22 protein-coding genes are annotated in these 24,210 nt (G+C 70.2%); 16 read left to right on the plus strand and 6 right to left on the minus strand.

Features of this window, described 5'->3' with window-relative positions; all coding sequences use genetic code 11:
* Positions 1-24 precede the first annotated feature (24 nt).
* The 7 genes from DAT35_RS51130 to DAT35_RS51160 all read left to right on the plus strand — a co-directional run bounded on the left by DAT35_RS51130 (position 25) and on the right by DAT35_RS51160 (position 7,837).
* Positions 25-1,857, plus strand: coding sequence for an FHA domain-containing protein (locus DAT35_RS51130; protein WP_108076779.1), 1,833 nt, complete (start codon positions 25-27; stop codon positions 1,855-1,857).
* On the plus strand, positions 1,854-3,593 hold the full coding sequence (gene xseA, locus DAT35_RS51135) for an exodeoxyribonuclease VII large subunit (protein WP_108076780.1): 1,740 nt from the start codon (positions 1,854-1,856) through the stop codon (positions 3,591-3,593). The genes DAT35_RS51130 and xseA overlap by 4 nt, the downstream gene beginning before the upstream one ends.
* A gap of 78 nt (positions 3,594-3,671) precedes the next feature.
* Positions 3,672-4,034: an exodeoxyribonuclease VII small subunit gene (gene xseB, locus DAT35_RS51140; protein WP_369946473.1), complete on the plus strand. Its 363-nt coding sequence runs from the start codon at positions 3,672-3,674 to the stop codon at positions 4,032-4,034.
* A 30-nt stretch (positions 4,035-4,064) separates the two neighbouring features.
* Positions 4,065-4,454 (plus strand): PleD family two-component system response regulator, encoded by a 390-nt coding sequence (locus tag DAT35_RS51145; protein WP_108076782.1) that lies wholly within the window; start codon positions 4,065-4,067, stop codon positions 4,452-4,454.
* Position 4,455: 1 nt separating this feature from the next.
* Positions 4,456-5,346 (plus strand): polyprenyl synthetase family protein, encoded by an 891-nt coding sequence (locus tag DAT35_RS51150; RefSeq protein ID WP_108076783.1) that lies wholly within the window; start codon positions 4,456-4,458, stop codon positions 5,344-5,346.
* Positions 5,343-7,100, plus strand: a complete 1,758-nt coding sequence (locus DAT35_RS51155) for a 1-deoxy-D-xylulose-5-phosphate synthase (protein ID WP_108076784.1) — start codon at positions 5,343-5,345, stop codon at positions 7,098-7,100. Before DAT35_RS51150 ends, DAT35_RS51155 begins: the two co-directional genes overlap by 4 nt.
* Entirely contained in the window at positions 7,097-7,837 is a 741-nt protein-coding gene (locus DAT35_RS51160; protein ID WP_108076785.1) for a TlyA family RNA methyltransferase, read from the plus strand. The genes DAT35_RS51155 and DAT35_RS51160 overlap by 4 nt, the downstream gene beginning before the upstream one ends.
* A 12-nt stretch (positions 7,838-7,849) precedes the next feature.
* On the opposite strand, the gene DAT35_RS51165 is transcribed toward DAT35_RS51160, so the two are convergent.
* Genes DAT35_RS51165 through DAT35_RS51175 form a run of 3 tightly spaced genes read right to left on the minus strand, consistent with a single transcriptional unit; the run spans position 7,850 to position 12,208 of the window.
* Complete coding sequence (locus tag DAT35_RS51165) at positions 7,850-8,494, minus strand: HAD-IA family hydrolase (RefSeq protein ID WP_108076786.1); 645 nt, start codon at positions 8,492-8,494, stop codon at positions 7,850-7,852.
* Between the two features lie 21 nt (positions 8,495-8,515).
* Positions 8,516-10,138 carry a hypothetical protein gene (locus DAT35_RS51170; RefSeq protein ID WP_146210218.1) on the minus strand — a complete coding sequence of 541 codons (1,623 nt, stop codon included), beginning with the start codon at positions 10,136-10,138 and terminating at the stop codon, positions 8,516-8,518.
* 39 nt (positions 10,139-10,177) lie between these two features.
* Positions 10,178-12,208 (minus strand): OmpA family protein, encoded by a 2,031-nt coding sequence (locus tag DAT35_RS51175; protein WP_108076788.1) that lies wholly within the window; start codon positions 12,206-12,208, stop codon positions 10,178-10,180.
* A gap of 203 nt (positions 12,209-12,411) precedes the next feature.
* Here DAT35_RS51175 and DAT35_RS51180 point away from each other — a divergent pair, with 203 nt between their 5' ends.
* From DAT35_RS51180 to DAT35_RS51220, 9 genes are all read left to right on the plus strand, one after another.
* Positions 12,412-14,913, plus strand: coding sequence for an ATP-binding protein (locus DAT35_RS51180; protein WP_108076789.1), 2,502 nt, complete (start codon positions 12,412-12,414; stop codon positions 14,911-14,913).
* Positions 14,914-14,934: 21 nt separating this feature from the next.
* On the plus strand, positions 14,935-16,812 hold the full coding sequence (locus DAT35_RS51185; RefSeq protein ID WP_108076790.1) for a tetratricopeptide repeat protein: 1,878 nt from the start codon (positions 14,935-14,937) through the stop codon (positions 16,810-16,812).
* A 17-nt stretch (positions 16,813-16,829) separates the two neighbouring features.
* Entirely contained in the window at positions 16,830-17,666 is an 837-nt protein-coding gene (locus DAT35_RS51190; protein ID WP_108076833.1) for an alpha/beta hydrolase, read from the plus strand.
* Positions 17,667-17,729: 63 nt separating this feature from the next.
* On the plus strand, positions 17,730-18,074 hold the full coding sequence (gene bacN / locus DAT35_RS51195) for a bactofilin BacN (protein ID WP_108076791.1): 345 nt from the start codon (positions 17,730-17,732) through the stop codon (positions 18,072-18,074).
* Positions 18,075-18,122: 48 nt separating this feature from the next.
* Positions 18,123-18,449: a polymer-forming cytoskeletal protein gene (locus tag DAT35_RS51200; RefSeq protein ID WP_108076792.1), complete on the plus strand. Its 327-nt coding sequence runs from the start codon at positions 18,123-18,125 to the stop codon at positions 18,447-18,449.
* A 3-nt stretch (positions 18,450-18,452) separates the two neighbouring features.
* Positions 18,453-19,157 (plus strand): polymer-forming cytoskeletal protein, encoded by a 705-nt coding sequence (locus DAT35_RS51205; RefSeq protein ID WP_108076793.1) that lies wholly within the window; start codon positions 18,453-18,455, stop codon positions 19,155-19,157.
* A 73-nt stretch (positions 19,158-19,230) separates the two neighbouring features.
* Positions 19,231-20,067 carry a ParB/RepB/Spo0J family partition protein gene (locus tag DAT35_RS51210; protein ID WP_233262200.1) on the plus strand — a complete coding sequence of 279 codons (837 nt, stop codon included), beginning with the start codon at positions 19,231-19,233 and terminating at the stop codon, positions 20,065-20,067.
* Complete coding sequence (gene pyrE / locus DAT35_RS51215; protein WP_199243254.1) at positions 20,064-20,633, plus strand: orotate phosphoribosyltransferase; 570 nt, start codon at positions 20,064-20,066, stop codon at positions 20,631-20,633. The genes DAT35_RS51210 and pyrE overlap by 4 nt, the downstream gene beginning before the upstream one ends.
* Positions 20,630-21,259, plus strand: a complete 630-nt coding sequence (locus DAT35_RS51220; RefSeq protein ID WP_108076794.1) for a hypothetical protein — start codon at positions 20,630-20,632, stop codon at positions 21,257-21,259. Before pyrE ends, DAT35_RS51220 begins: the two co-directional genes overlap by 4 nt.
* Before the next feature lie 16 nt (positions 21,260-21,275).
* On the opposite strand, the gene DAT35_RS51225 is transcribed toward DAT35_RS51220, so the two are convergent.
* Genes DAT35_RS51225 through nadB form a run of 3 tightly spaced genes read right to left on the minus strand, consistent with a single transcriptional unit; the run spans position 21,276 to position 24,194 of the window.
* Positions 21,276-21,875, minus strand: a complete 600-nt coding sequence (locus DAT35_RS51225; RefSeq protein WP_108076795.1) for a TIGR00730 family Rossman fold protein — start codon at positions 21,873-21,875, stop codon at positions 21,276-21,278.
* The gene (locus DAT35_RS51230) at positions 21,872-22,597 is read right to left on the minus strand and encodes a rhomboid family intramembrane serine protease (RefSeq protein WP_108076796.1); all 726 of its coding nucleotides are present in this window, start codon (positions 22,595-22,597) and stop codon (positions 21,872-21,874) included. Before DAT35_RS51230 ends, DAT35_RS51225 begins: the two co-directional genes overlap by 4 nt.
* A 7-nt stretch (positions 22,598-22,604) precedes the next feature.
* On the minus strand, positions 22,605-24,194 hold the full coding sequence (gene nadB / locus DAT35_RS51235; protein WP_108076797.1) for an L-aspartate oxidase: 1,590 nt from the start codon (positions 24,192-24,194) through the stop codon (positions 22,605-22,607).
* Positions 24,195-24,210 lie beyond the last annotated feature (16 nt).

Below are 24,210 nucleotides of genomic sequence, written 5' to 3' on the forward strand. Positions count from 1 at the left end.
TCAGCAACGAAGTGGTGACCTCCCATGTCGAACGGTTCCCCCCCCGCCCGCCGTCGTCCGACGACAGGCTCCTCGACAGGCTCCTCCTCTGGTGGTGCCACCACGGGCTCGCGCCCCGCGGTGCGCAGGACCTCCACGGGTGTTTCTCCCTCCGTCCGGGACGAGCCCGAGTCCGCGCCCCTGCCGGTGATGGGGACGAAGCTGGTGTGCTCCGCGGGCCCCCGCGCGGGTGACGAGTTCGCGCTGGAGGATGGCGAGTACGTCATCGGCCGCGCCACGGACAACCCCATCTGCATCCCGGACACCTCGGTGTCCCGCAAGCACGTGCTCATCCGCCGTGTGGGCGGAGGCTGGGCCGCGAACGACCTGGGTTCCGGTAACGGCACCCTCCTCAACGGCGAGCCCCTCACCGACGAGACGCCGCTGTCCCACGGCGACGTCCTCACGCTCGGCGACACGGAGGTGACGTTCAACGATTCCTCCAACGCCACGATGATGATGCCGATGCCGTCGGCTCCTCCGTCGCGCCCGGCTCGGTCCAGGCCCGCGGCTGCTCCCGCCGCCGATGCTGGGGGCGAGGCCGAGGAGGCATCCGGACCGGCCGTTCCCCGCCGTCCGCCTCCGCGCCCCGAGGGCCGCGTGCGCTCCGCCCGTGGGCGCGCGGCGGTGACCCCGGCGGATCCGGCGGCGCAGCAGCGCAAGAAGCGGATGCTGATCATCGCCGCGGGCGTCTTCGTGCTGCTGGTGGGCGTGCTGGCCATCATGAAGATGCAGCAGCAGAAGGCGGAGGAGTCCCAGCGCGCGAAGGCGCAGGCCGCTCAGCATCGCCGCGAGCAGCTCGGCGCCCTCTTCCAGGACGCCAAGAACCTCATCCGCGACGGCAAGTGGGTCGAGGCCAAGGCGAAGCTGCTCGAGCTTCAGGAGGAGGATCCCGAGCACGTCCAGCTGCCGGACTACCTGGCGCGCGTGGAGAAGGAGATCCCCAACCAGGCGGCGCTCGACGCGGCCAAGGCGGCGTTGGACAAGGATCAGCTCGGCCTGGCGGCCACCTCGCTGAGCAAGGTGAGCAAGGACACCCAGCTCTTCGAGCTGGTGCGCACCCTCCGGACGAGTTTGACCGACAAGGCCGACAAGCGCGTGCGTGCCGCCCAGGGCATGCTGGAGCAGAAGCAGATCGATCAGGCCAAGGCCGTCACCGACGACGTGCTCGTGGCCTTCCCGGAGCACCGCGACGCCAAGGTCATCAACGAGCAGGCGGCACGCGCCATCGCCATCCGTGATGCGCCTCCTCCGCCTCCGACGGTCAAGGAGCCTCCCAAGCCCTGGGATCAGGCCGTGGACCGCTTCCGCGATGGAGATCTACAGGGCGCGGTGGCCATGGCCAACGCCTGCGCCGCCAAGCACTCCCAGTGCAAGGCGCTGATGGGTCAGCTGACGGACTTCGGCAACCTCTACAAGAAGCTGGAGGAGCTGGACGCCAAGGGCCTGGCTCGCCTGTTGGATTTGGACAAGAAGATCACCAACGGCCGTGGCAGCAAGCTGTCGCGCAACGCGGGCACGCGCGCCGCCAACATCTTCTTCAAGAGCGCCTCGGCGGCGAAGGCGGCCGGTCAGTACGGCCGCGCCATGGAGAACGCCCAGCGCGCCCTCCAGGCCGATCCCACCCACGCCGGCGCCTCCAACATCGTCAGCGAGATGCGCGCCAAGGCCAAGGACGTCTACCTGCAGGCCTACGCCCTCAAGGACACCAATCCCGAGGACGCCGTGCCCAAGTTCAAGGAGGTCATGGCCATGAGTCCTCCGGAAGACGAGACGTACCAGAAGGCCAAGACCTGGGTCGAGAAGCTCTCGAAATGAAGAAGCGGCGAGGAGCGGGAGAGGCTCCGCCTGACGAGGTCCTCCCCGGACAGGGAGATCTCTTCAGCGGTTCGTTCGGTGCACGGAAGAAGGCCGGGGTGGTCGCGGCCTCGAAGCCACCACCCGAGCCTCCTCCCAGGCCCGCCACGCCTCCGGCTCCCTCGGCGCTGGAGGACGTGTCCGCGTCGCTGCCCTCGCTGCCCGGTGCCCCCTCGCGCCCGGCTCCGACGCGCACGGTGCTCACCGTGGGCGAGCTCACCCAGCAGCTCAAGGTGACGATTGAATCGCGCTTCCCTCGCGTGCTGGTGCGCGGCGAGGTGTCCAGCTTTCGTGGCCCCAACGCCCGCGGGCACCTGTACTTCACGCTGAAGGACTCGGAGGCGTCGCTCGACGTGAAGATGTGGGCCTCGCAGGCGGCGCGGCTGCGCTTCGCCTTGCGTGACGGCCTCGCCGTGGTGGCCGAGGGCAGTGTGGACCTCTACTCGCCCGCCGGCCGCTACAGCCTCATCGCCTCCAGGCTGGAGCCGGAAGGGGAGGGGGCGCTGGCGCTCGCCTTCGAGCAGCTCAAGGCGCGGCTCGCCGCCGAGGGTCTCATTGGCGACAACCGCATCCGCCCGCCGCGCCCGCTGCCCTTCCTGCCCCAGCGCATCGGCGTGGTGACGAGCCGCACCGGCGCGGCGCTGCAGGACTTCCTGCGCGTGCTGCACTCGCGCAACCCGCGCCTGTCCGTGCTGCTGTGCGATGCGCGCGTGCAGGGCGAGGGCTCCGCCGAGGAGGTGGCCCGGGGAATCGAGCGCCTGTCCCGCACGGACGTGGACGTCATCGTCGTCACGCGCGGCGGCGGCTCGAAGGAGGACCTCTGGACGTTCAACGAGGAGCGGGTGGCGCGCGCCATCTTCGCCTCGCCAGTGCCGGTGGTGTCCGCCATCGGGCATGAGATCGACTTCACCATCTCGGACTTCGTGGCGGACTGGCGCGCCCCCACCCCGAGCGCGGCGGCCGAGCGGCTCGCGCCGGTGTTGCAGGATCTGGAGTACGCCCTGGCCACGCAGTCGGTGCGCCTGCGCAAGGCGGCCGAGCGCCGGGTGCTGGAACTGCGCGAGCGGCTGGGCTCCACGCGCGGGCGGCTGGTGGATCCCCGGCGGCGGCTCTCCACGGAGCGGCTGCGGCTGTCGGACGCCGAGGACGCGATGACGCGGGTGTTGCGCCAGGTGCTCCGGGAGCGGCGCGAGCAGCTCCGGACGCACACCGAGCACCTGCAGCGTCAGCGGCCCCAGGCCCGGCTGGCCGAGCAGCGGGCTCGGCTGGTCCAGCTCTCCGCTCGGCTGAAGGACTCGGTGCGGGCGGACGTGGCGGCTCGGCGGGCGAGCACGGCCCGGGCCCGGTTGGAGCTGGAGCGGGTCTCCCCCATCGCCCGGGTGGTGGAGCTGCGCGCGAGGCTGGCCGAGCAGAAGGCCCGGCTGGTTGCCCTGGAGAAGGACACCCTGGCGTCGGCACAGCGACACTTCCAGCGTCTAGAAGGGCGGCTGGACGCCATGAGTCCCCTGAAGGTCATGTCCCGCGGTTACGCGGTCACCTTCCGCAAGAGCGACGGCGGGGTGGTGCGCTCCATCTCGGACGTGCGGCCCGGCGAGGTGCTCGGTATCAAGTTCGCCAGTCACGGGGCGAAGACACTCCAGGGTTGCGAGGAGATTGAGGCCACCGTTACCGCGGTGAAGGGACCGGTGGATTGCTGACGTCCGGGTGCACGTCCCCCTGGCACCCGGGCCCACGCCTCACCTAGAGTCCCGCGGCTCTTTTCTCGTCGAGGTGGACTGGCAGTGGCGAAGGACAGCAAGGGCAAGGCGGCGGAGGAAGTCCCCGAGCAATACGGGGATGTGGTGCAGCGTCTCGAGGACGTGGTGGCGCGGCTGGAGGGCGGCACCCTGACGCTCGAGGAGTCGCTCAAGTCATTCGAGGAGGGCATCAAGCTGGTGCGCCGCGGCGAGCAACTGCTCAACGCGGCGGAGAAGCGCATCGAGGAGCTGCTGAACGAGGACGGCCGGGACGCGGTGGTGCCGCTCCAGGCGGGCGTGAAGCCCCCCGCGGTGCCCTCCGCTCCGTCACCTGCTCCGTCGCGGGGGAGCTCGGGGGCCTCCCGGTCCGCTCCGCCCCCCGAGGACGATGTGCCGTTCTAGACCCTCGCGTGTAGACCTATCGGTACCGCCATGCCGAAGCCCAAGGTCACCATCGTCGACGACGACCGCGATACGCGGGAACTGCTCTCGTTCGCCCTGGAGTCGGAGGGCTTCGAGGTCAACGCCGCGGCCAATGGCCTGCGGCTGATCGCCTCCCTGCAACTCAAGCGGCCGGACGTCATCCTCATGGACGTGAACATGTCCTGGATCGACGGCTTCGAGCTGTGCAAGGCGGTGAAGAAGAACGAGCAGTTCCGGGACATTCCCATCATCTTCATCAGCGGGCGCGGGGAGCCCGAGGACAAGCGGCGCGGGCGTGAAGCCGGTGCCGCGGACTATTTCGTCAAACCCCTGGATCTCAACGCGCTCATCAAGCGGCTGCGCGAGCTCGTCCAGTCGCCCGCTTCCGAGGTGCCCTGACATGTCGGCTTTCGATCTGGAGTCCTACCTGAACACGCAGCAGCAGCGGGTGGAGAAGCTGCTGGACTCGCGCTCGGCGGAGATGGGTACCCAGGTGCCTCCGCGCCTGCTGGAGTCCATGCGCTATTCGCTGCTGGCCGGAGGCAAGCGGCTGCGGCCGGTGCTGTGTCTGGCCTTCGCGGAGGCAGTGCTGCGCCAGAGCACCGTGTCGCGCGTGGTCGAGGACTGTGCGTGCGCGCTCGAGTACATCCACACCTACTCGCTGGTGCATGACGATCTGCCGTCCATGGACAATGACGACCTGCGCCGCGGGCGGCCCACCAACCACAAGGTCTACGGCGAGGCCATGGCCATCCTGGCGGGAGACTCGCTGCTCACGGACGCCTTCGCGCTGGTGGCGGGGGGCCCCGAGCCGGTGCGCGGTCTGCTCTGCCGGGAGCTGTCCCTGGCGGCGGGCTCGGCGGGCATGGTGGGCGGCCAGGTGCTGGACATCGCCGAGGATCGCCCGGCCCACATCGACTACCTCACCCGGATGCACCGGCTGAAGACGGGCGCCCTCATCCGCGCCGCCTGCCGCATGGGCGTGCTCGCCGCCGGTGGGGACGCGGATGCGCTGGCGCGCGCGGACACGTACGGGGACGCGGTGGGGCTCGCCTTCCAGATCGCCGACGACGTGCTGGACGTCACGGGGGACGCGTCCTCCATGGGCAAGCCGGTGGGCGCGGACGCGGCCGCCGGGCGCTTCACCTTCCCGGCGGTGCTGGGGCTGGAGCAGTCCAAGCAGCTCGCGGCGCGCAAGGTGGCCGACGCCATCTCCGCCGTGCAGACGCTGGAGCCGGTGGAGGGTCCGCTCGCGGCGCTCGCGCGCTACGCGGTGGAGCGCAGCTCGTGACGGAGCGGCTGCTGCCGCGCATCCAATCTCCTGGGGACGTCCGGGCCCTGCCCGAATCCGAGCTGCCCCATCTGTGCGAGGAGCTGCGCGAGGACATCATCTCCCTGTGTGGCCGAGTGGGGGGCCACCTGGGGGCCTCGCTCGGCGCGGTGGAGCTGATTGTCGCCCTGCACCGGGTCTTCCACTCGCCCCAGGACGCAATCGTCTTCGACGTGGGGCACCAGGCCTACGCGCACAAGCTGTTGACGGGCCGGCGCGAGCGAATGGGCACCCTGCGCCAGGCCGGGGGCGTCTCGCCCTTCCTGGATCCCCGCGAGAGCCCCCATGACGCGCTGGCCGCGGGCCACGCGAGCACGGCCGTGTCCGCGGCGCTGGGAATGCTCGAGGGCCGGCGCTTGCGAGGACTGCCCGGGCACGTGGTGGCGGTGGTGGGGGACGGGGCGCTCACGGGCGGGCTCACCTTCGAGGGCCTCAACAACACCGGGGGCACGCACCTGCCGCTGGTGGTGGTGCTCAACGACAACCAGATGTCCATCTCCGCCAACGTGGGCGCCATCCCAGCGTTGCTGCGCACGCGCGAGGCCCGTGGCTTCTTCGAGGGCCTGGGTTTCACCTACCTGGGCCCGGTGCAGGGGCATGACCTGGGGGCGCTCACGCACGCGCTGCGCGAGGCCCGCGCCTCCACGCGCCCGGTGGTGGTGCACGCGCTGACGCAGAAGGGGAGGGGCTTTCCCCCGGCCGAGGCGGACACGCAGACGCGCGGCCACGCCATGGGGCCCTACGAGTGGCGGGACGGGAAGCTGGTGCGCTCGCGAGGCGGCCAGCGCACCTTCAGTGAGGCCTTCGCCTCCGCGCTGGAGGAGATCATGGCCCGCGACGAGCGCGTGGTGGCGGTGACGCCGGCCATGCTGGAGGGCTCGGCACTGGTGGGGCTCAAGCAGCGCTTCCCCGAGCGCGTCTTCGACGTGGGCATCGCCGAGCAGCATGCCGTCACCTTCTGCGCGGGGCTGGCCGCCACCGGACTGAGACCCGTGTGCGCCATCTACTCGACCTTCCTGCAGCGCGCGTACGACCAGGTCATCCATGACGTGTGCCTGCCGGGCCTGCCCGTGCTGTTCGCGGTGGACCGTGCCGGCTTGGTGGGCGCGGATGGCGCCACGCACCAGGGCACCTATGACGTGGCCTCGCTGCGGCCCATTCCGGGCCTCGCGCTGATGGCTCCGGTGACGGGCGAGGACGTGACGGCGATGCTCGCCACCGCGCTCGCGCTGCCCGGGCCCTCGCTCATGCGCTTTCCTCGGGGCACCCTGCCGACGCTGCCTCCAGAGCTGCACCCGGGCGAGGGACCGGTGCGCGGGGCGCGCTGGTTGAAGCGGGCGGCGGAGACTCGGGTGGCCTTCATCACCCTCGGACCGTTGGGGCTGAACGCGCTGGAGGCCGCATCTTCAGAGCCGGGCTGGAGCGTGCTGGATGCGCGCTTCGTCGCTCCGCTCGACGAGGCGGCGGTGCTGGAAGCCGCCGCGTGCGGGCGCGTGGTGGTGGTGGAGGAGGGGACGACGCACGGTGGGCTGGGGAGCGCGGTGTTGGAGCTGCTCGCCGCGCGGGGCGTGGGCGCACGGGTGAAGCTGCTGGGAATGCCGGACACCTTCGTGCCGCATGGGGACGCGCGCGTGCAGCGAGCCGAGCTGGGCCTGGATGCCGCGGGCCTGCGCCATGCCGCCCAGGCCCTGCTCGCGGAGGGAGGTGCGCGGTGAAGCCTCGCAAGGAGCGCCTGGACGTGCTGGTGGTGGAGCGGGGGCTCGCCGAGTCCCGAACCAAGGCCCAGGCGCTCATCCTCGCCGGCCAGGTGGTGGTGGCCGACCAACGGGTGGACAAGCCCGGCGCGCTGGTGCCCGTGGAGGCCGAGCTGCGTCTCAAGGGCGAGGTGCTGCCCTACGTGTCTCGAGGCGGGTTGAAGCTGAAGGCCGCGATCGAGCGCTTCGGCCTGGACATGCGCGGCAGGGTAGGCGCGGACATCGGCGCGAGCACTGGTGGTTTCACCGACTGCCTGCTGCAGGAGGGGGCCACGCACGTGCACGCCATCGATGTGGGCTATGGCCAGCTCCACGAGAAGCTGCGCACGGATCCGCGCGTCCGCTCGCGGGAGCGCGTCAATGCCCGCTACCTCACCGCCGAGGACCTGCCCGAGCCCGTGGACGTGGTGGTCATCGACGTGAGCTTCATCTCGCTGACGCAGGTGTTGCCCGCGGTGCTGCCGTTCCTGAAGGCCGGGGGCCTGCTGGTGGCGCTGGTGAAGCCGCAGTTCGAGGTGGGGCCCGACAAGGTGGGCAAGGGCGGTGTGGTGAAGGACCAGGCCGCGCGTCAGGAGGCGATCGACTCCGTGTCCGCCTTCGTCAGGGAGCAGGGCCTGTCGGTGCGCGGAGTGATGGACTCGACCGTGCCGGGCCCTGCCGGAAACATCGAGGCCCTGCTCGTCGCGGACAAGCCGTGATGCGGTGAGTGCTCAGGGAGCCGTCGACCAACGGCTCACGCATTCGACGATCTCCGCTGGACGATCGGCGATGTGGTTCGGCCCGGCCTGCCGCAACCGGGCATCGGCATCCACGCCCCAGCGGACGGCGATGACCTTCACGCCGACCTCCTTGCAGGCCTCTACGTCCCGGTGCTCGTCGCCCACGTAGACGAGCTGGTCGGGATTCAGCCCGGCCCTCTTCATCAGCGCGCGCAGCAGCCTCGCTTTGCCGAAGATGCTGCTGCTGCAATAGACGTCCTCCACCCACTCCTCGGCCGAGTGCCGCTTCAGGAATGCGCGGATGTTCCCTTCGTCGTTGGAGGACAGGATCATCAACCTGAGACCCCGGCCTCTCAGCTCCTGGAGAAGCTCGGGGATTCCCTCGTTGAACTCGATCGACTGCATCGCCTGACGGAAGCGTCGGGTGATCTGGACCATCAGCCAGGGCAGCTTGTAGGGCGGAACTCCCAACTGCCTGCACCGCTCGAGCACGGACAGGTTCCGCATCGTCTCGAGATTGTCGGCGGTCAGCAGGCCGTAGCCGCTCTTTCCGGCGACCTCGTTGTAGAGCCGGACCGCCGCCTCCTTCGAGTCGGCCAGCGTTCCGTCGAAATCAAAGACGACATGCGTGATCACGAACCTGTCCTCCGCCTCCGCTCAGCGCCGGGTGCGATACCAATCCGGGGCGTACGGCTTCACCAGCCTGGGGCCCACGCGCATCCAGAGCGCGCCCGAGTCATCCAGTGCCCCGTAGAGGCTGCCGCCCGGGATCTGGTAGCGGAACAGCTCGCCATTCTCGGCCAGGTCCGTGGCGACGATCTCCACGGGGAAGGGGAACGGATTGGCGGTCGTGGAGGCCGAGCTGTTGAACAGATAGAAGCTGCCGCTGTATGCGCTGGGAGGGGGCGGGCCTGGCTGCGCGAAGCGCGTCAGCAGTGTCCCGTTCGGGGTGATCGGCTGCTGCTCCTTGTTCACGGGGCCGCGCCCGACGGTCGGGCCGTTCTTCGTATCCAGGAACCAGAACCGGTTCGTGGTGAGCGCCGCCAGCCGCGTGCCGTTGTTGTACGGAATCAGCGCGGCCATGGACCCCGTCAGATCCGCGGAGATCCACAGCCGGGACGTCGACCCCGCAGTGCACAGGCTCGCCGTGCTCGATGCCCCGATGTCGCAGGCCTTCACGTTCGCCGCTTTGTCCCCCTGCGTGGTCACGTACAGCACCGTGCCGGAGGGATCGAACGCCACGGGTCCCGTCTGGCTGGAGGGGAGCGAATCGATGTCGTACGTGTTCTTCCAGTCGCCGGTGGAGTACTCGATGACTCCCACCTGGAGGTTGACCTTGTCTCCCGACGGGCTCGTTATCGTGGACGCGAGCGGCACCACGACGGTGTTGCTGGTGCTGCCGCCGGTGCGTACGAGCGGCTCGCCGATGAGCTGACCGGGGAGCTCGAGCGGCTCGTAGGCCCACTTCACGTTGCTACCTCCCGTGGGGACCGTGGGCAGCGTGAGCTGGATGCTCTGGTTGTCGCAGACGAAGGCGTTGCCGTCCGGGGCCACCGTGACGAAATCCGGCGTCTTGAGCGTGACACTGGTGATCTTGAAGTCCTTGTCGATCGCGAAGGCCCCCTGGTCGCGCGTCCACACCCAGCGCCAACCGGTGCCGGCGGGCCTGCGGTCGGTGACGGTCGTGGTCTCGTCACAGGGGATGGGCATCTCCAGTTCCTGGGGGCTCGTCGGATTGCTCTTCAGCACCTTGTAGAGGATGGAGAGGTTGCCCTTCCTCCCGCACCCGATGAACGCCGTGCCGGCTCCGCTGCCCTCGGCGGCGAAGTAGGTCGTCACCACGGGCGAGTTGGCGTCCACCGGCTCCACCACGTCCTCCACCGGGAAGAACGTGGCCGGCTGGGCCGCGGAGATATTGGTGCGCCCATCGGAGCAGGTGACTCGCGCGGTGAGCGACAGGTTCGCCGCGATGCCCCGCTTGAACGCGCCCTCGACCTCGCTGATCCCCAGCTCCACGGGAGTGGGGTTGGCGCTGGCGGTCACCCGCTTGATCACCGTGTTGTTGTCGAGCACCTCCAGGCCCTGCACCTGGTCGCAGCCGGACACGGTGAGGGAGAGCTTGACGCTCTTGCCCACGACGTTCGACTCGGTCACGCCGATGGTGATCTGCGGAGGGTCCGGCGTGGTCGGGGGCGGGGGGGTGTTGCAGGCGAGCGAAAGCAACGACAGCAGCAGCGCCGGGCGCACGAGGGCCCGGGTCGGGGGGGGGAGGGTGGCCATGGTGGCGCCCACTCTAGCCCGGGCGCCACCCGCCGGGCATCAGCGCTCGAGGATGACGAAGTCCACGCGCCGGTTCAGCTCGCGGCCCTTGGGCGTGAGGTTGGGGGCGACGGGACGGCTGTCGCCAAAGCCCTCGGACTCGATGCGTGCCGGATCCAACCCCGCCTTGATGAGGTAGTCCGCCACGGCCTGCGCCCGATCCTTCGACAGGGCCAGGTTGGCCGCCTTGTCGCCCTGGTTGTCGGTGTGCCCCTCGATGCGGATGCGCTTGATGCCGGTGCGCACCACCAGGTCCACCACCTGCGAGAGCAGCGGGTGGCTGTCCGGCAGCAGCGTGGCCTTGCCATCCGTGAAGCGCACGGGCTGGAGCAGCTCCAGCTTGTCGTTCTCGCGCTTCACCTGCCACTGCTTCGGCTCGGGCTCCAGGTCGAACGCCAGCTCCAGCGACGCGCCGTCGGTGACCTGCACGGAGCGCGTCTGGGCCAGGAAGCCGGGAGCGGTGACCTCCACCGTGTAGCGGCCGTTCGGCAGTTGCAGCGAGTGGGACGCGGCGTTGGCCTCGGAGTAGGCCACCTGCCGCGGCTCGGGTCCGCCCAGGAAGGCCAGCGTGGCCGACACGGGCTTGCGCTTCGAGGTGACGGCGAGGGCGAGCACCGCGGGCTTCACCTCCGCCACGAGCGCCAGCTCCACGCTGGCCGTCTCGCCCGCCTTCAGCACCAGCTCCTTCTCCAGGGGGAGGTAGCCCTCCTTGCGCACGGAGAGCTTCACCGGGCCGCTCGGCAGCGCGTACGTGAGGAAGCGGCCGTTGTCCGGAGCGGAGGCCACCGGAGGCAGCGTCGAGTCCACCATGGCCACGAAGACGCCCGGAATCGGCTGGCGCGTCTTCGCGTCCAGCACCACGCCGGACACCTGGGCCGTCTGGGGGGCGGTGGCGGTCTGCGTCACCACCACCGGCTCGCGGATGACGCGCTCCACCACGCGCGTACCGCCGGTGGCCTGGAGCGAGGGGTCCACGTTGATGGAGGCGCCGAGCAGCAGGTTGAAAGGAGGGACGGGCTGCACGCCGCGGCCCACCTGGCGCGTGAGGCCGAACTCGCCCGCGGCGGTGAAGGTGATGTTCTGCAGGGCCGTCACCCGGACGCCCAGTCCGAGCGTCTGGGGAGCCACGCTGCCCACGGACACGAGCGTCCCATCCGGTGCGACGAGCTGGCCGCCCTGCACGCCCAGCGGTGACGTCAGCCCGTACTCGAGGAACGGGGTGACCACGGGCAGCGGCGCCTCCACGCCGAGCCCCAGGGTGAGGCGGGTGTAGCGGTTGATGCCCAGCGCATACTCCTCGGAGGCGTTGAGCCGGTCGGCGTCCACCAGCGAGCCCGTGCCGTCCAGCAGCAGGCCCAGGTTGGCGTGGGCGCGCAGGGGCACGCGGGGGCTCAGCGTGCGGGCGTCATAGGTGGCGACCGCGCGGGGCGAGAAGCCGAAGGCGATCGGCTTGTCGCCCACGCCGGAGAAGGTCATGACGCGCACGTCCGCGCCGGCCCACAGTCCGGGGAGCCACTGCTTGGCGACGCGAGCCCCCAGCGTCACGTCCCCGAGCGCCTGGATGAGGGTGGGGGAGGAGCGCGTGTTGGTGTTGGTCGAGGCCGTGTAGGACAGCGACACATCGAGGAAGTCGAGCGGCACGTAGCCGATGGAGAAGGTGCCGGAGGTGCGCGTGTTGTTGGCGCCCTGGACGGGGAAGTCACTGCTGGAGAAGAACTCGCCCATCGCGGAGAAGCGCAGGACGCCCTTGCGTCCCGGGTCCGCGCCCGTCACGCGCAGCAGGCCCACACCGCCTGTAGAGGTGGAGGCATGACGCAGGTTGTTTCCATCCGTCCAGCTGTTGCCGAGCGTCGCGGGGCTGTGGGCCTCGTAAGAGGGCGTCTCCTGGGCGGACGAGGGGGCGAGCGCCTCGACTTTGGAGGGAGGGGGGGCCGAGGGCGTCGCGGAGGCGGGGGATCCCTCGGCCCGGGCCGCGCCAGCACCCAGAAGGGCCGTCAGCAGCAGGGAGCGCAGAGGGGAGGGGGACGACAAATCTCGCGGAAGTCGCACGGCGGCCGAGTATACGCGGGGGGACCCGGCTCACAATTCTTGCCCAGACCCGTCGAGTCCGACACGCTGGCCCCCAGCCAGCTTCAGCGGCATGATTCGGACCCGCGTATGAAGGTTGACGCTTTCTTGAAAAATTTCCGGCCTCTCCACATGGACACGCACCATCAGGCACGCCGAGGGTTTTCGTGAGGGCAGAGCTCGCGGGGTCACGTGGTCGTGTCCTGGTGGTCGGCGCGCGGGCGGCCTCCGAGGCCCTGCTCGCGCATCTGACTGACAGCGGTTTCCAGTGGGCCATCACCGAGGACATGCAGGAGCTGGGAGGCCTGGCGGAGTCGCTGCGGCCGGATGCCATCCTCATGTCGGCCACGGGCAAGCGCGCCACCGAGGCGCTCTCCGTCGTCCGTCAGGACTCGCGGCTGCGCGAGCTCCGGGTGTTGGCGGATCTCACCCGCTCGCGCTCGGAGGTGCTGCGCAAGCTGCCCGTGGACGACTGGGTGCGCAGTCTGGAGGAGCTCACCCCTCGGCTGGACTCGGCGCTGCGCGAGCGCAGGCTCATCGAGCGCACCCGCAACCGCACCGAGCGGCTGCTGGAGATCACCCAGGCCGCCACCAGCTCGCTGGAGCTGGATCAGATTCTGCGCCTCGCCGTGGAGAAGGTGGGCGCCGTCATCAACGCGGACCGGTGCTCCGTGGTGCTGGTGGAGGACATCAACTCGCGCACCGCGAGCGTGGTGGCCACCCTGGAGGACCCCGGTCTGTCGCTGGACGTGGACCTGGCGCGCTACCCCGAGCTGCGCCGGGCCCTGGAGACGCGCCAGCCGGTGCTGGTGGAGGAGGCCCAGCGGGATCCGCTGATGGCCGAGGTGCGTCCCACCATCGCGCCGCTCGGCGTGCGCTCCATCCTCGTGCAGCCGCTGGTGTGCCAGGACGAGCTGCTCGGCGCGCTCTTCCTGCGCATCTCCCGTGGCTCCGAGGGCTTTGGCCGGGACGAGCAGGAGTTCGCCCAGGCGGTGGCGGCGGCGCTCGCCAACTGCATCCGCAACGCCCGCCTGCACACCGCGCTCAAGAAGAAGCGCGACGAGCTCGAGCTGGCCTACGTGGAGCGCTACCGCGAGCTGACCGAGGCCAACCGCCGCCTCAAGGATCTCAACCGCCTCAAGGATGAGATCATCGCCGTGTGCAGCCATGACCTGCGCGCCCCGCTGCAGGTGCTGCTGGGCCATGGCCGGTTGCTGCTGGAAGGCGGGTTGGATCCGCAGCAGAAGCAGTCCGCCGAGGCGATGATCCGCCAGGGCCGGAAGATTCTCGGCTTGGTGGAGTCGTTGCTGGAGCGAGGGAAGGGCGATGTGGCGCGCCTGTCCATCGAGCCGCGAGTGCTGGACATGGCGGTGCTCTGCAAGGAGAGCGTCACCGAGCTGGAGATTCTGGCCGCCGAGCGCGGGGTGGCTCTGAAGGCCGATGCCCCCGAGAGCATGATGCTCATCGGCGATGAGCTGAAGCTGCACGAGGTGCTGCAGAACCTCATCACCAACGCCATCCACCACGCGCAGGACGCGGGCGAGGTGGTGGTGAAGGCCTCGCGGCTGGCGCGGCCGGACGGGGACGTGGCGCGCATCGTGGTGCAGGACGACGGCAAGGGCATTCCCCCCGAGGAGCTGCCGCTCGTCTTCGACCGCTACCGCAGTGGTGCCAAGGGCGGTGGGGGCACGGGACTGGGGCTCGCCATCTGCAAGGAGTTCGTGGAGTTGCACGGCGGGGAGATCTGGGCCGAGGCCCCGCCCGAGGGTGGCGCCGCGTTCATCTTCACCCTGCCGCTGGCGCAGGAGGTCTCTCGCGCGGTGCAGGCACTCCCCAACAAGGAGACGGCCGAGCAGCCGCGCGTGCTGGTGGTGGAGGACGAGCCGGAGATCGCCGCGGTGCTGGTGGAGGTGCTGCGCTCTCGCTACCGCGTGGACGTGGCTCGCGATGGCGCCGAGGGGCTGGCGCGAGCCCGCTCGGCGAAGCCGGATCTGGTGGTGATGGACGTCTTCCTGCCCAAGCTGGACGGCCTGGACGCCGCGGTGGCGCTCAAGTCCTCCTCGGACACGGCGAGCATCCCCGTCATCCTGCTGTCCGCCCACCAGGGCGTGGCCGACAAGGTCCGCGCGCTCAACCTGGGCGCGGTGGACTACATGAGCAAGCCCTTCAACGCGATGGAGCTGCTGGCCCGCACCGAGCGCGCCCTCAAGCTGCGCAAGGCCGAGAGCGAGCTGGAGCGCTCCTCCTCGCTCATGCGGCGCAACGGGAACGATCCCCTCACCGGGCTCTATGACCGGCGGGGCCTCATGCTGAGGTTCGACCACGAGGTGAGCCGCGGGCGGCGCTACAGCCGGCCGGTGAGCCTCGCCGTGCTCCGCCCGGATCGCCCCGTGCTCGAGGACATGCTGCGAGGCATCCCCGACGTGATGCGCGCCCGCCTGCGCACGCAGGACATCCTCGGCCACCTGGGCGAGGGCGTGCTCGCCGTCGTCCTGCCCGAGTGCAATGTTGAAGCGGGGCGCAACGTCATCGGCCGCCTGCTGCCGGATGTCGAAAAGCACACAGGGGTGGAGTACCGGTCGGCGGTGGCGGACGTGAGCCACGACAGCGAGCCGGCGGAGCGCATCCTGGAGCGGCTGGGGGCGCCCACCCCCGTGCCGAAGCTGTAGGCCCGGGTTAGACTCGGCGGCGTGCGCCTGCGTCGAACCCTCACCCGAGCCGTGCCCCTCCTGGCCCTCGTGGGGCTGGGTGCAGCCGCGGCGCCCGCCTCGCGTCGGCCCCCGGTGGACCGGTCGGCCATCAGCGAGGCCCTCTCCGCGGCGGCCCACGATGACGGCATCGCCTCGTCCGCCAGCTACGCGCATTACCTGCGGGCGAAGCTGCTGAGCCTCCAGGGCAATCACCGGGAGGCGGCGGACGCGCTGCGCCTGGCGCTGGCCACCGACGACAATGATCCGCACCTGCTCACGCAGCTCGGCGAGGAATACGCGCGTCTGGGGGACCTGACGCGCGCCGAGCGCGAGCTGCGCCGCGTGGTGGATCGCCACCCCCGGTACTACGCCGGGCGGCTGATGCTGGGACGCGTGCTGATGGAGGCCGGCAAGCCCGCGCGCGCCCGGGTGCATCTGCGCCAGGCCATCCAGCTCAAGCCCCGCGAGCCCGAGGCCTACCTCGTCCTCGCGCAGCTCCATCTGGACGGCCGCGCGAACGAGCAGGCCGTGAAGGTGGTGGAGGAGCTGGCGGTGGCGCTGCCGGGCGAGGCCTCCGGTTACCGTCGCCTCGGGTTGGCCCTGGCCGAGCGTGGTGATGCCGCTCGGGCCGCGCAGATGCTGGCGCGGGCCGTCGAGCGGGACCCGGGTGACGCGGAGTCCCTGACGGCGCTCGCGCAGCTCCACGAGAAGGCCGGGCGCCTCGCCGAGGCCGAGGACTGCCTGGCTCGGGCGCTGGAGAGGGATCCGGACAACCAGGCGGTGCTGCTGAGCGCGGGCCGGATCGCCCTGCGGCTCGACTCGTCGACGCGGGCGCGGGCGTACTTCGACCGGCTGCTGTCGCTCTCCGGGGATCCGGAGCTCGCCGTCCGGGTGGCCATGGCCTTCCTGTCCGCGCGGGACACGTCATCCGCCGTCGAGGTGCTGGATGCCGCCCGGAAGGGCAAGGGGGCATCGCCGCGCACCTCCTTCTACGCGGGCGTGGTGCACGAGCGGTTGCACCACTACGAGGCTGCGGCCGCCGCCTACGCCGAGGTGCCTGCCTCCTCTGATGAGTTCTTCTCCGACGCGCGCACCCGCCGCGCCGTCTGCCTCTCCCTGGCGGGGCAGCACGCGGCCGCGCTCGAGCTGCTGCGCGACGCCCTCGCCGAGCATCCCGACGACGCGGAGCTCCAGGTGCAGCAGGCCCGGACCCTCGAGCGCAGTGGAGCGGCGGAGCGCGCGGTGGCCTCGCTGCGGGAGGCCCTCGAGCGCAAACCGGGGCCGGAGCTCTACGAGGCGCTCGCCTCCACCCTGCGGCGCCTGGGGCGCTCCGCCGAGGCGGTGACCCTGCTTCGGGACGCGGTGGCGCGGGAGCCCCGGGAGACGTCGCTGCGCTACCTGCTCGCCACCGTGCTGCTGGAGCAGGGGGACGAGGACGGCGCCATCACCTCGATGCGCGGCGTGCTCGAGGTAGACCCCAACCACGCGGCGGCCATGAACTTCATCGGCTACCTGCTGGCCCAGCGGGGCCGGGACTACGCCGAGGCGGAGCGGCTGGTGCGGCGCGCGTTGGAGCTGCGTCCGGACACCGGCTCCTTCCTCGACTCACTGGGGTGGATCCACTACCAGCGCGGCGACTATCCGCGCGCCGTGGAGGCGCTGGAGCGGGCGGCGGAGCTGGAGCCCGAGGAGCCCGTCATCCTCGAGCACCTGGGCGATGCCTACCACCGCGTGTCGCGTTCGGGTGACGCCGCCGGAGCCTGGAGGCGCGCGCTCGAGGTGCTGGCCCTGAATCCGGAGGCCGCCGATCCGCCCGATCAGCGGGCGCTCATCGAACGGAAGCTGAAGTTTCTATCCACCGGTGCTTCAGGTCGCTAATGTCTTCCGCAGACACCATGGCGCGCTTCGACGAGGGTTTCTTCACTGGGAAGGACGGACTCCGGCTCTACTGGATGTCCGAGCAGCCGGAGCAGCCCCGCGCCCATGTGGCGGTGGTGCACGGCTATGGCGACCACATCGGCCGCTACCGCACGACGTTCGATGCGCTCACGGCCCAGGGGTTCGCTGTCCACGGTTTCGACTATCGCGGCCATGGCCGCGCCGATGGTCGCCGCGGCTTCTGCAACTCCTGGCCCGACTACCTGGACGACCTGGCGAGCTTCTGGGCGCGGGTGCGCAGCGCGGCCAACGGGGGCAAGGTCTTCCTGCTCGCGCACAGCCATGGCGGGCTGATGGCGGTGCACCTGCTGGGGCGCGGCGGCCTGGAGGGCTTGAGCGGCATGGTGCTGTCAGCACCCTATTTCAAGCTGGCCATCACTCCGCCCGCGCTGAAGCTCGTGGCCGCCCGGGCGGTAGGCAAGGTCCTTCCGTGGATGCCCATCAAGACGGAGCTCACGCCCAAGGATCTCAGCCGGGACGAGGCGGTGCAGCAGGCAGTGCGTCAGGACCCCCTCTACAATCACATCGTGACCCCGCGCTGGTTCATCGAGTCCACCCAGGCCCAGGCCCGGGTGATGACGCTCGCCTCGGAGGTGAAGCTGCCGCTCTTCCTGCTCAGCGGAGCGGAGGACGGCGTGGCGAGCGTGGAGACGGGCCGTGCCTTCTTCGAGGCCGTGAGCTCGAAGGACAAGGTGTACAAGGTGTATCCGGGGATGCGTCACGAGCCGCTCAACGAGCTCGGCAAGGAGGAGGTCCAGCGAGACATCTCCAACTGGATCTCCGCGCATCTCTGACGTAGGTTCCAATTCCTTACAGAGCACACTTCGATTGGCGAGGACGCTTCCGAGGGTCACCGCATGGCACAGGGCGAGCAGACGGGCATCATCGGCAAGGGCATCGTCATCCGGGGCAATCTCACCGGTGGCGGCGATCTCATCATCGAGGGTCGGGTAGAGGGGCAGATCTCCCTGAAGAACCACCTGACCATCGAAGGCACCGGAAAGGTCCAGGCGGACATTCGCGCCGAGGAGCTGACCATCAACGGCGAGGCGAGTGGCAACATCGACGCCTCGGGCCGGGTGGCCATCAATGCCTCGGCGAAGGTTGCGGGGGACATCAAGGCCCCGCGCGTGGTCATCGAAGATGGGGCCGTTTTCAACGGCTCCATCGAGATGGACGTGAAACTGCCGGACGACATCTAAGCGGCCCTCGGGGCCGGCTGAACCCTTCGGGAGGGGTGGACAACACTCATGGCGAATACGGTCATTGGTTCGAGCATTGTCATCGACGGTGAGATCTCCGGTGACGAGGATCTGGTCATCCAGGGCACGGTGAAGGGGAAGATCTCCCTCAAGGAGAGCCTCTTCGTCGAGGGCAGCGGCGTCGTTGAGGCGGACATCGAGACGCAGAACGTGGAGATCGCGGGCCGCGTCACGGGCAACATCGCGGCCACCGACAAGGTGGAGCTGAAGACGGACTGCCGCGTGGTGGGCGACATCAAGGCCCCGCGCATCCTCATCGCCGACGGAGCCTCCTTCAAGGGCAACGTCGACATGGACATTCCGAAGGAGCGCTGATCCTTGGCCACCGCGAAGGAACTGGCCCCAGGGGCCGTCAACAACACCGTGGTGGGTCAGTCCATCCTCATCAGCGGCAAGCTGACGGGTGATGAGGACCTGACCGTGCGCGGCCGCGTGGAGGGCGAGCTCACGCTGAGCCGCACCCTCATCGTGGAGCCCACGGGCGTGGTGAAGGCGAACGTGGCGGTGAAGAACGCCATCGTCAGCGGGGTGGTGGTGGGCAACATCAACGCCACCGAGAGCGTGGAGCTCACCCGCGAGGGCCGCATGGTGGGCGACATCCATGCCCCGCGCGTCATCATCGTGGATGGTGCGAGCTTCCGCGGCCGCGTGGACATGGGTGAGGTGGAACCGGGCCGCGTGCCCTCGGAGCGTCCGGCGCTGCCGCGTCCGGCGACCGTGCGTCCCGCGGTGCGTCCGGGCTCCAACGTGCCGGCCCGTCCGGCGCTGCCCGCCTCGCGTCCGGCACCTCCGGCCGCTCCGGCAGCCACTCGTCCAGCGGCCGCTGCACCCGCGCGTCCGGCGCCTCCGCCTGCTCCGGCGGCCACCATGGCGGCCCGTCCGGCGCCCCCTGCTCCGCCCGCCGCCAGGGCCGCCGAGCCCACCCGCCCCGAGCCGCCCCGGCCGCCGGCCGCCGCGCCAGTCCCGCCGACGGTGGGCGAGGGTGCCAGGAAGAAGGTCGTGGTGAAGAAGAAGGGTCGTTAAAGCGTTGTGGTGGCGCCGTTGCGCCGCCGCACCGCCGTCCGCGGCGCTACGACGGGCCGATCCAGGGGTGCCGATGAACGCCATGAACGCCGAGAACAGAATCGACGAGGTGGACGGGAAGCCGAGCACCCCGGCCGAGGAGTCGCCCGGGGAGTCCACTCCCGAGTCGTCCGCCGCCTCCTCTCAGGAGGGGACGGTGGAGGCTTCCGCGTCCGGGTCCACCGAGCCCGCCACGGGTGCGCCGTCGCAGGGCGAGCAGCCAGCGGCTCCGGCCGAGGCCGCGGAGCCCGTCGCGCCGCGCCGCCGGGGGAACGTGGCTCCTGCCCACATCCCGCTGGAGCGGATCGACGAGGACTCCACCTTCCAGATCCGCCCGGTGGGGGACCTGTCCGCGCTCGCCACGGACCTGGCGAGGCTGGGGCAGCTCTACCCGGTGGACGTGCGCTTCAAGCCGCCGGACCGGTTCCAGGTCATCTCCGGCTTCCGCCGGGTGGCGGCGCTGCGCTTCCTCAAGAGGGATCGGGTGCTGGCCCGCCTGCACACGGATCTGTCGGACGAGGACGCGCTGCTGATGGCGCTGGCCTCCGCCATCCATGCCTCGCCGGTGAGCCGGGAGGATCTGGAGGCGAAGCGGGAGCAGCTCGAGGCCGAGGGCAAGCTGACGCCCATCGCCCGGGACATGTTCGAGAAGGCGCTGGCCACCGACGACTCGCTGGCGCCCGAGACGGTGGAAGAGGAGGTCGACGCGGACGAGCTCGCCGCGGAGGCCACCCAGCGGTTGGTGGATATCAATCAGGATCTCGCGCTGCTGGCGGACGTGTTCGCCGACCTCGATGAGACGCGGAAGCAGGAGCTGCTCACGCAGCTGCGCTACTCCTCGGATCTCGTGGCCTGGCTGGAGCGCTTGTGAAGGTGGACGCGCCCGGGCGTGACAGGGCCCGCCTGCTGGAGCTGCTCACCGAGCGCTCCTTCGAGCGGCGCAAGGTGGTGTTGTCGTCCGGCAAGGAGTCGGACTTCTACATCGATTGCAAGCGCACGGCGCTGCTGGCCGAGGGGCACTACCTCATCGGCCGGCTGCTGCTGGAGGCCGTGCGGCGCGAGGCTCCCGAGTCGGTGGCGGTGGGCGGGTTGACGCTGGGCGCGGATCCACTCGCCTCGGCCGTCAGCCTCACCAGCTACCTGGCGGGCACTCCGCTGCATGCCTTCATCGTCCGCAAGGAGCCCAAGGGGCATGGGACGGGCCAGTGGATCGAGGGCATGAAGGCACTCGCCCCCGGTTCTCCCGTGGCCATCCTCGAGGACGTGGTCACCACGGGCGCCTCCACGCTCAAGGCCATCGAGCGGGCGCAGCTGGAAGGATTGAAGGTGCTCGGGGCGTTCGCGTTGGTGGACCGGTTGGAGGGCGGACGCGAGGCCGTCGAGGCCGCCGGTCACCGGCTCTTCACCCTGTTCACCCGCAAGGACTTCATTCCATGAAGATGCAGTTGCGGCTCGCGGCGCTGATGCTGGCGCTCGTGGGCTGTGTTTCCACGCCCCCCACGCTGGGGGAGCCGCCTCCGGCCCTGAAGGACGAGCGCCAGGAGCTCGCCTACCAGCAGGTGATGGAGCGGTTCTCGGATCGCGACGAGCTCTACACCGGCTTCGACACCGTGCTCTTCGCCGCGGCCACCCTGCAGACGCAGCCGTTCCGCGAGGCCCGCCTCCACCGGGCGGCCGTCTTCAAGTCGCTGACGCAGGAGCGTGTGCAGGAGTTGATCACACAGGAGATGGCGGAGGCGGTGAAGACGCACGAGTTCTTCCTCGGCGTCCACGTCTTCAACTACCGCTACGAGGACTTCGATCGGCCCTCGTCCATCTGGAACATGGTGATGGTGACGCCCTCGGGCGAGGTGCGGCCCGTCAGCGTGGAGCGGCTGGGCCGGGCGGACATGGAGATGCGCGCCTACTACCCGTACATGGGCACCTTCTGGGTGGGCTACCGCGTGCGCTTCCCCACCATGTTCGCGGACGGCAAGCCCGTCATCACCCCCAACACCGAGCGCGTGGTGCTGCGCATGTCCTCGTCGCTCGGCAAGGTGGAGATGCGGGTGCACGCGCACTGAGGCGCGCACCCGGCGCTCACGTCTGCTCGGGCCGCAGCACCGGCTTGCTCGCGGCGAGCGGCTGTCCGACCTTCTGGAGTTGATCCAGCAGCGCGGCCGGCGAGGCCTCGCACGCGAAGGGTTGGGCGCGCGTCTCGGGGATGAAGCCCTCGTCCACCGCGCGCCGCATGAGGGCCAGCAGCGGCGCGTAGAAGTCCGCCACGTTGAGCAGGCCGATGGGCTTGTGGTGGATGCCGAGCTGGGCCCAGGTGGTGATCTCGAAGAGCTCCTCGAAGGTGCCGACGCCGCCGGGCATGGCGATGAAGGCATCCGCGCGCTCGGCCATCATCGCCTTGCGCGTGTGCATGGAGTCCACCAGGTGCAGCTCGGTGAGGCGCGGGTGGGCGATCTCCCGATCGCTCAGCACCTTGGGCAGCACGCCCACCACCTTGCCGCCCCCGGCGAGCACCGCGTCCGCCATGGCGCCCATCAGCCCCACGCTCGTGCCGCCGTAGACGAGGGCGAGCCCGCGCCGGGCCAGCTCCGTGCCCAGGGCCCTGGCCCCCTCGAGGTAGTCCGGTCGGGCGCCCATCCGCGAGCCACAGAAGACGCACACCGACTTGAGTTCCGCCGTCATGGAGTCCCTCTAAAACGTTCCGGGTGGGCGGCGATGTAGACCACCGCCACGGTGATGGCGAGCAGCAACGGCGCGGCACGGGCGAAGACGCGGGGCCCGGAGCGCAGGGCGATGCCCATGGGCAGACCGAAGAGGAGCCCGCCGAGGTGCCCGGACCAGCTCACTCCCGGCAGCAGGCTGATGACCGCCACCTGGGCGAACCAGAAGAGGAGGCTGCGGCGGAACTCGCGCCCGGCGGTGACGAACATGGCGCCCGCCCAGCCGAGGATCATTCCCGAGGCCCCCACGGTGGGCACCTTGAAATCGAAGAGCAGGGAGAAGACGGACGCGCCCATCGCGGTGACGAGCGAGACCAGCAGGAAGCGCCCGCTGCCGATGCTCCGCTCCAGGGGGACACCCAGCGAGTACGCCACGCCCATGTTGAAGAACAGGTGGAGGGGGCTGCCGTGCGAGAGGACGCAGGTGAGCACGCGCCAGTACTGGCCGCCCTGGACGAGGGGCCCATAGAGGGCGGTCCACTGGAACACGGGGCCCAGGCCGCCTTTGAGGGTGGCGCCCTGGCTCAGGAGGACATCCAGCACGTACAGCACCACCGAGCCCCCGATGATGGCCGCGCAGACGGGAGGCCAGCGGCGCTGCTCGAAGGGGCCGGCGGGCTCGGCGTCGGGAGTCTCGGGGCCGGAGGGCTCCGGCGCTCCCGGTGGATCGGACGGGTGGGTCATCCGGCGCTCAGAGCTCGCGGCGGACGACGGTGTCACGCTTGCACCGGTGGTCGTCCATGTTGGGGTAGTCCAGCGTGAAGTGCAGGCCTCGGCTCTCCTTGCGGCGGCTGGCGCAGTCCACGATCAGCGTGGCCACCTCGCAGATGTTGCGCAGCTCGATCACGTCGCGCGTCACCTTGAAGCGCCAGTAGTAGTCGCGGATCTCCTCGCGCAGCAGCTCCAACCGGCGGCGCGCCCGCATCAGGCGCTTGTCCGTGCGGACGATGCCCACGTAGTTCCACATGAGGCGGCGGATCTCATCCCAGTTGTGGGTGACGACGACGCTCTCGTCCGAGTCCACCGCGCTGCCCTCGTCCCACTCGGGCGGATCCTCCTTGAGCGGGGACAGGGTGCGCACCTCCTCGGCGCAGACGGCCGCGGCGCGGTGGCCGTAGACGAGCCCCTCCAGCAGCGAGTTGGAGGCGAGCCGGTTGGCCCCATGCAGGCCGGTGTGGGCCACCTCGCCAATGGCGTAGAGGCCGGGCAGGGTGGTGCGGCCCTTCAGGTCCGTCACCACGCCGCCGCACATGTAGTGGGCCGCGGGCACCACGGGGATGGGCTGCACGGCCATGTCGATGTTGAAGGCCTTGCACGTGGCGTAGATGTTGGGGAAGCGCTCCATGAGGAAGGCGCGCCCCAGGTGCGTCATGTCCAGGTAGACGCAGTCGTCACCGGTGCGCTTGAGCTCGGCGTCGATGGCGCGCGCCACCACGTCGCGCGGAGCCAGCTCCGCCAGGCGGTGGTAGCGGTCCATGAACTGCTGCCCGTTCTTCAGCCGCAGCTTGCCGCCCTCGCCGCGCAGGGCCTCGCTGATGAGGAAGCTCTTGGCCTCGGGGTGGTACAGGCAGGTGGGGTGGAACTGATAGAACTCCATGTTGGCCACCTCGGCGCCCGCCCGGTACGCCATGGCCACGCCGTCGCCTGTGGCCACGTCCGGATTGGAGGTGTACAGGTACACCTTGCCCGCCCCTCCGGTGGCCAGCACTGTCACCTTTCCAATGAAGCGCTCGATGTGCCCCGAGGGCGTGAGCGCGTACACCCCCAGGCACCGGCTGGGGATGCCCGGGCCCGGCCTCCTGTCCAGAATCAGATCGATGGCCGAGGTGTTGGGGAAGAACGTGATGTTGGGCTGTGCGTCGCAGGCCTCCACCAGGGCGCGCTGCACCTCGCGCCCGGTGATGTCCCCGGAGTGGATGATGCGCCGCTGCGAGTGGCCCCCCTCGCGCGTGAGGTCGAACTCACCGGAGACGCCCCGGTTGAACTCGGCGCCCAGCTTCACCAGCTCGCGGATGCGCTCCGGGCCCTCGCGCACCGTCACCTCCACCGCGTCCAGGTGGTTGAGGCCGGCGCCGGCCTCGAGGGTGTCCTGGATGTGCGCCTCGAAGGAGTCCGTGGGCGACAGCACGCTGGCGATGCCGCCCTGGGCATAGGCGGTGTTGCTCTCGTACCGCTCGCGCTTGGTGAGGACCGCCACGGTGCCGTGCCTGGCCGCCTGGAGGGCGAACGAGAGGCCGGCTACACCACCACCTAAAACCAGGAAGTCGAACCGATGGGGCATGTGTCAGACCCTTAAT

The sequence above is a fragment of the Vitiosangium sp. GDMCC 1.1324 genome (genome assembly GCF_003044305.1).
Taxonomy (GTDB): Bacteria; Myxococcota; Myxococcia; order Myxococcales; family Myxococcaceae; genus Archangium.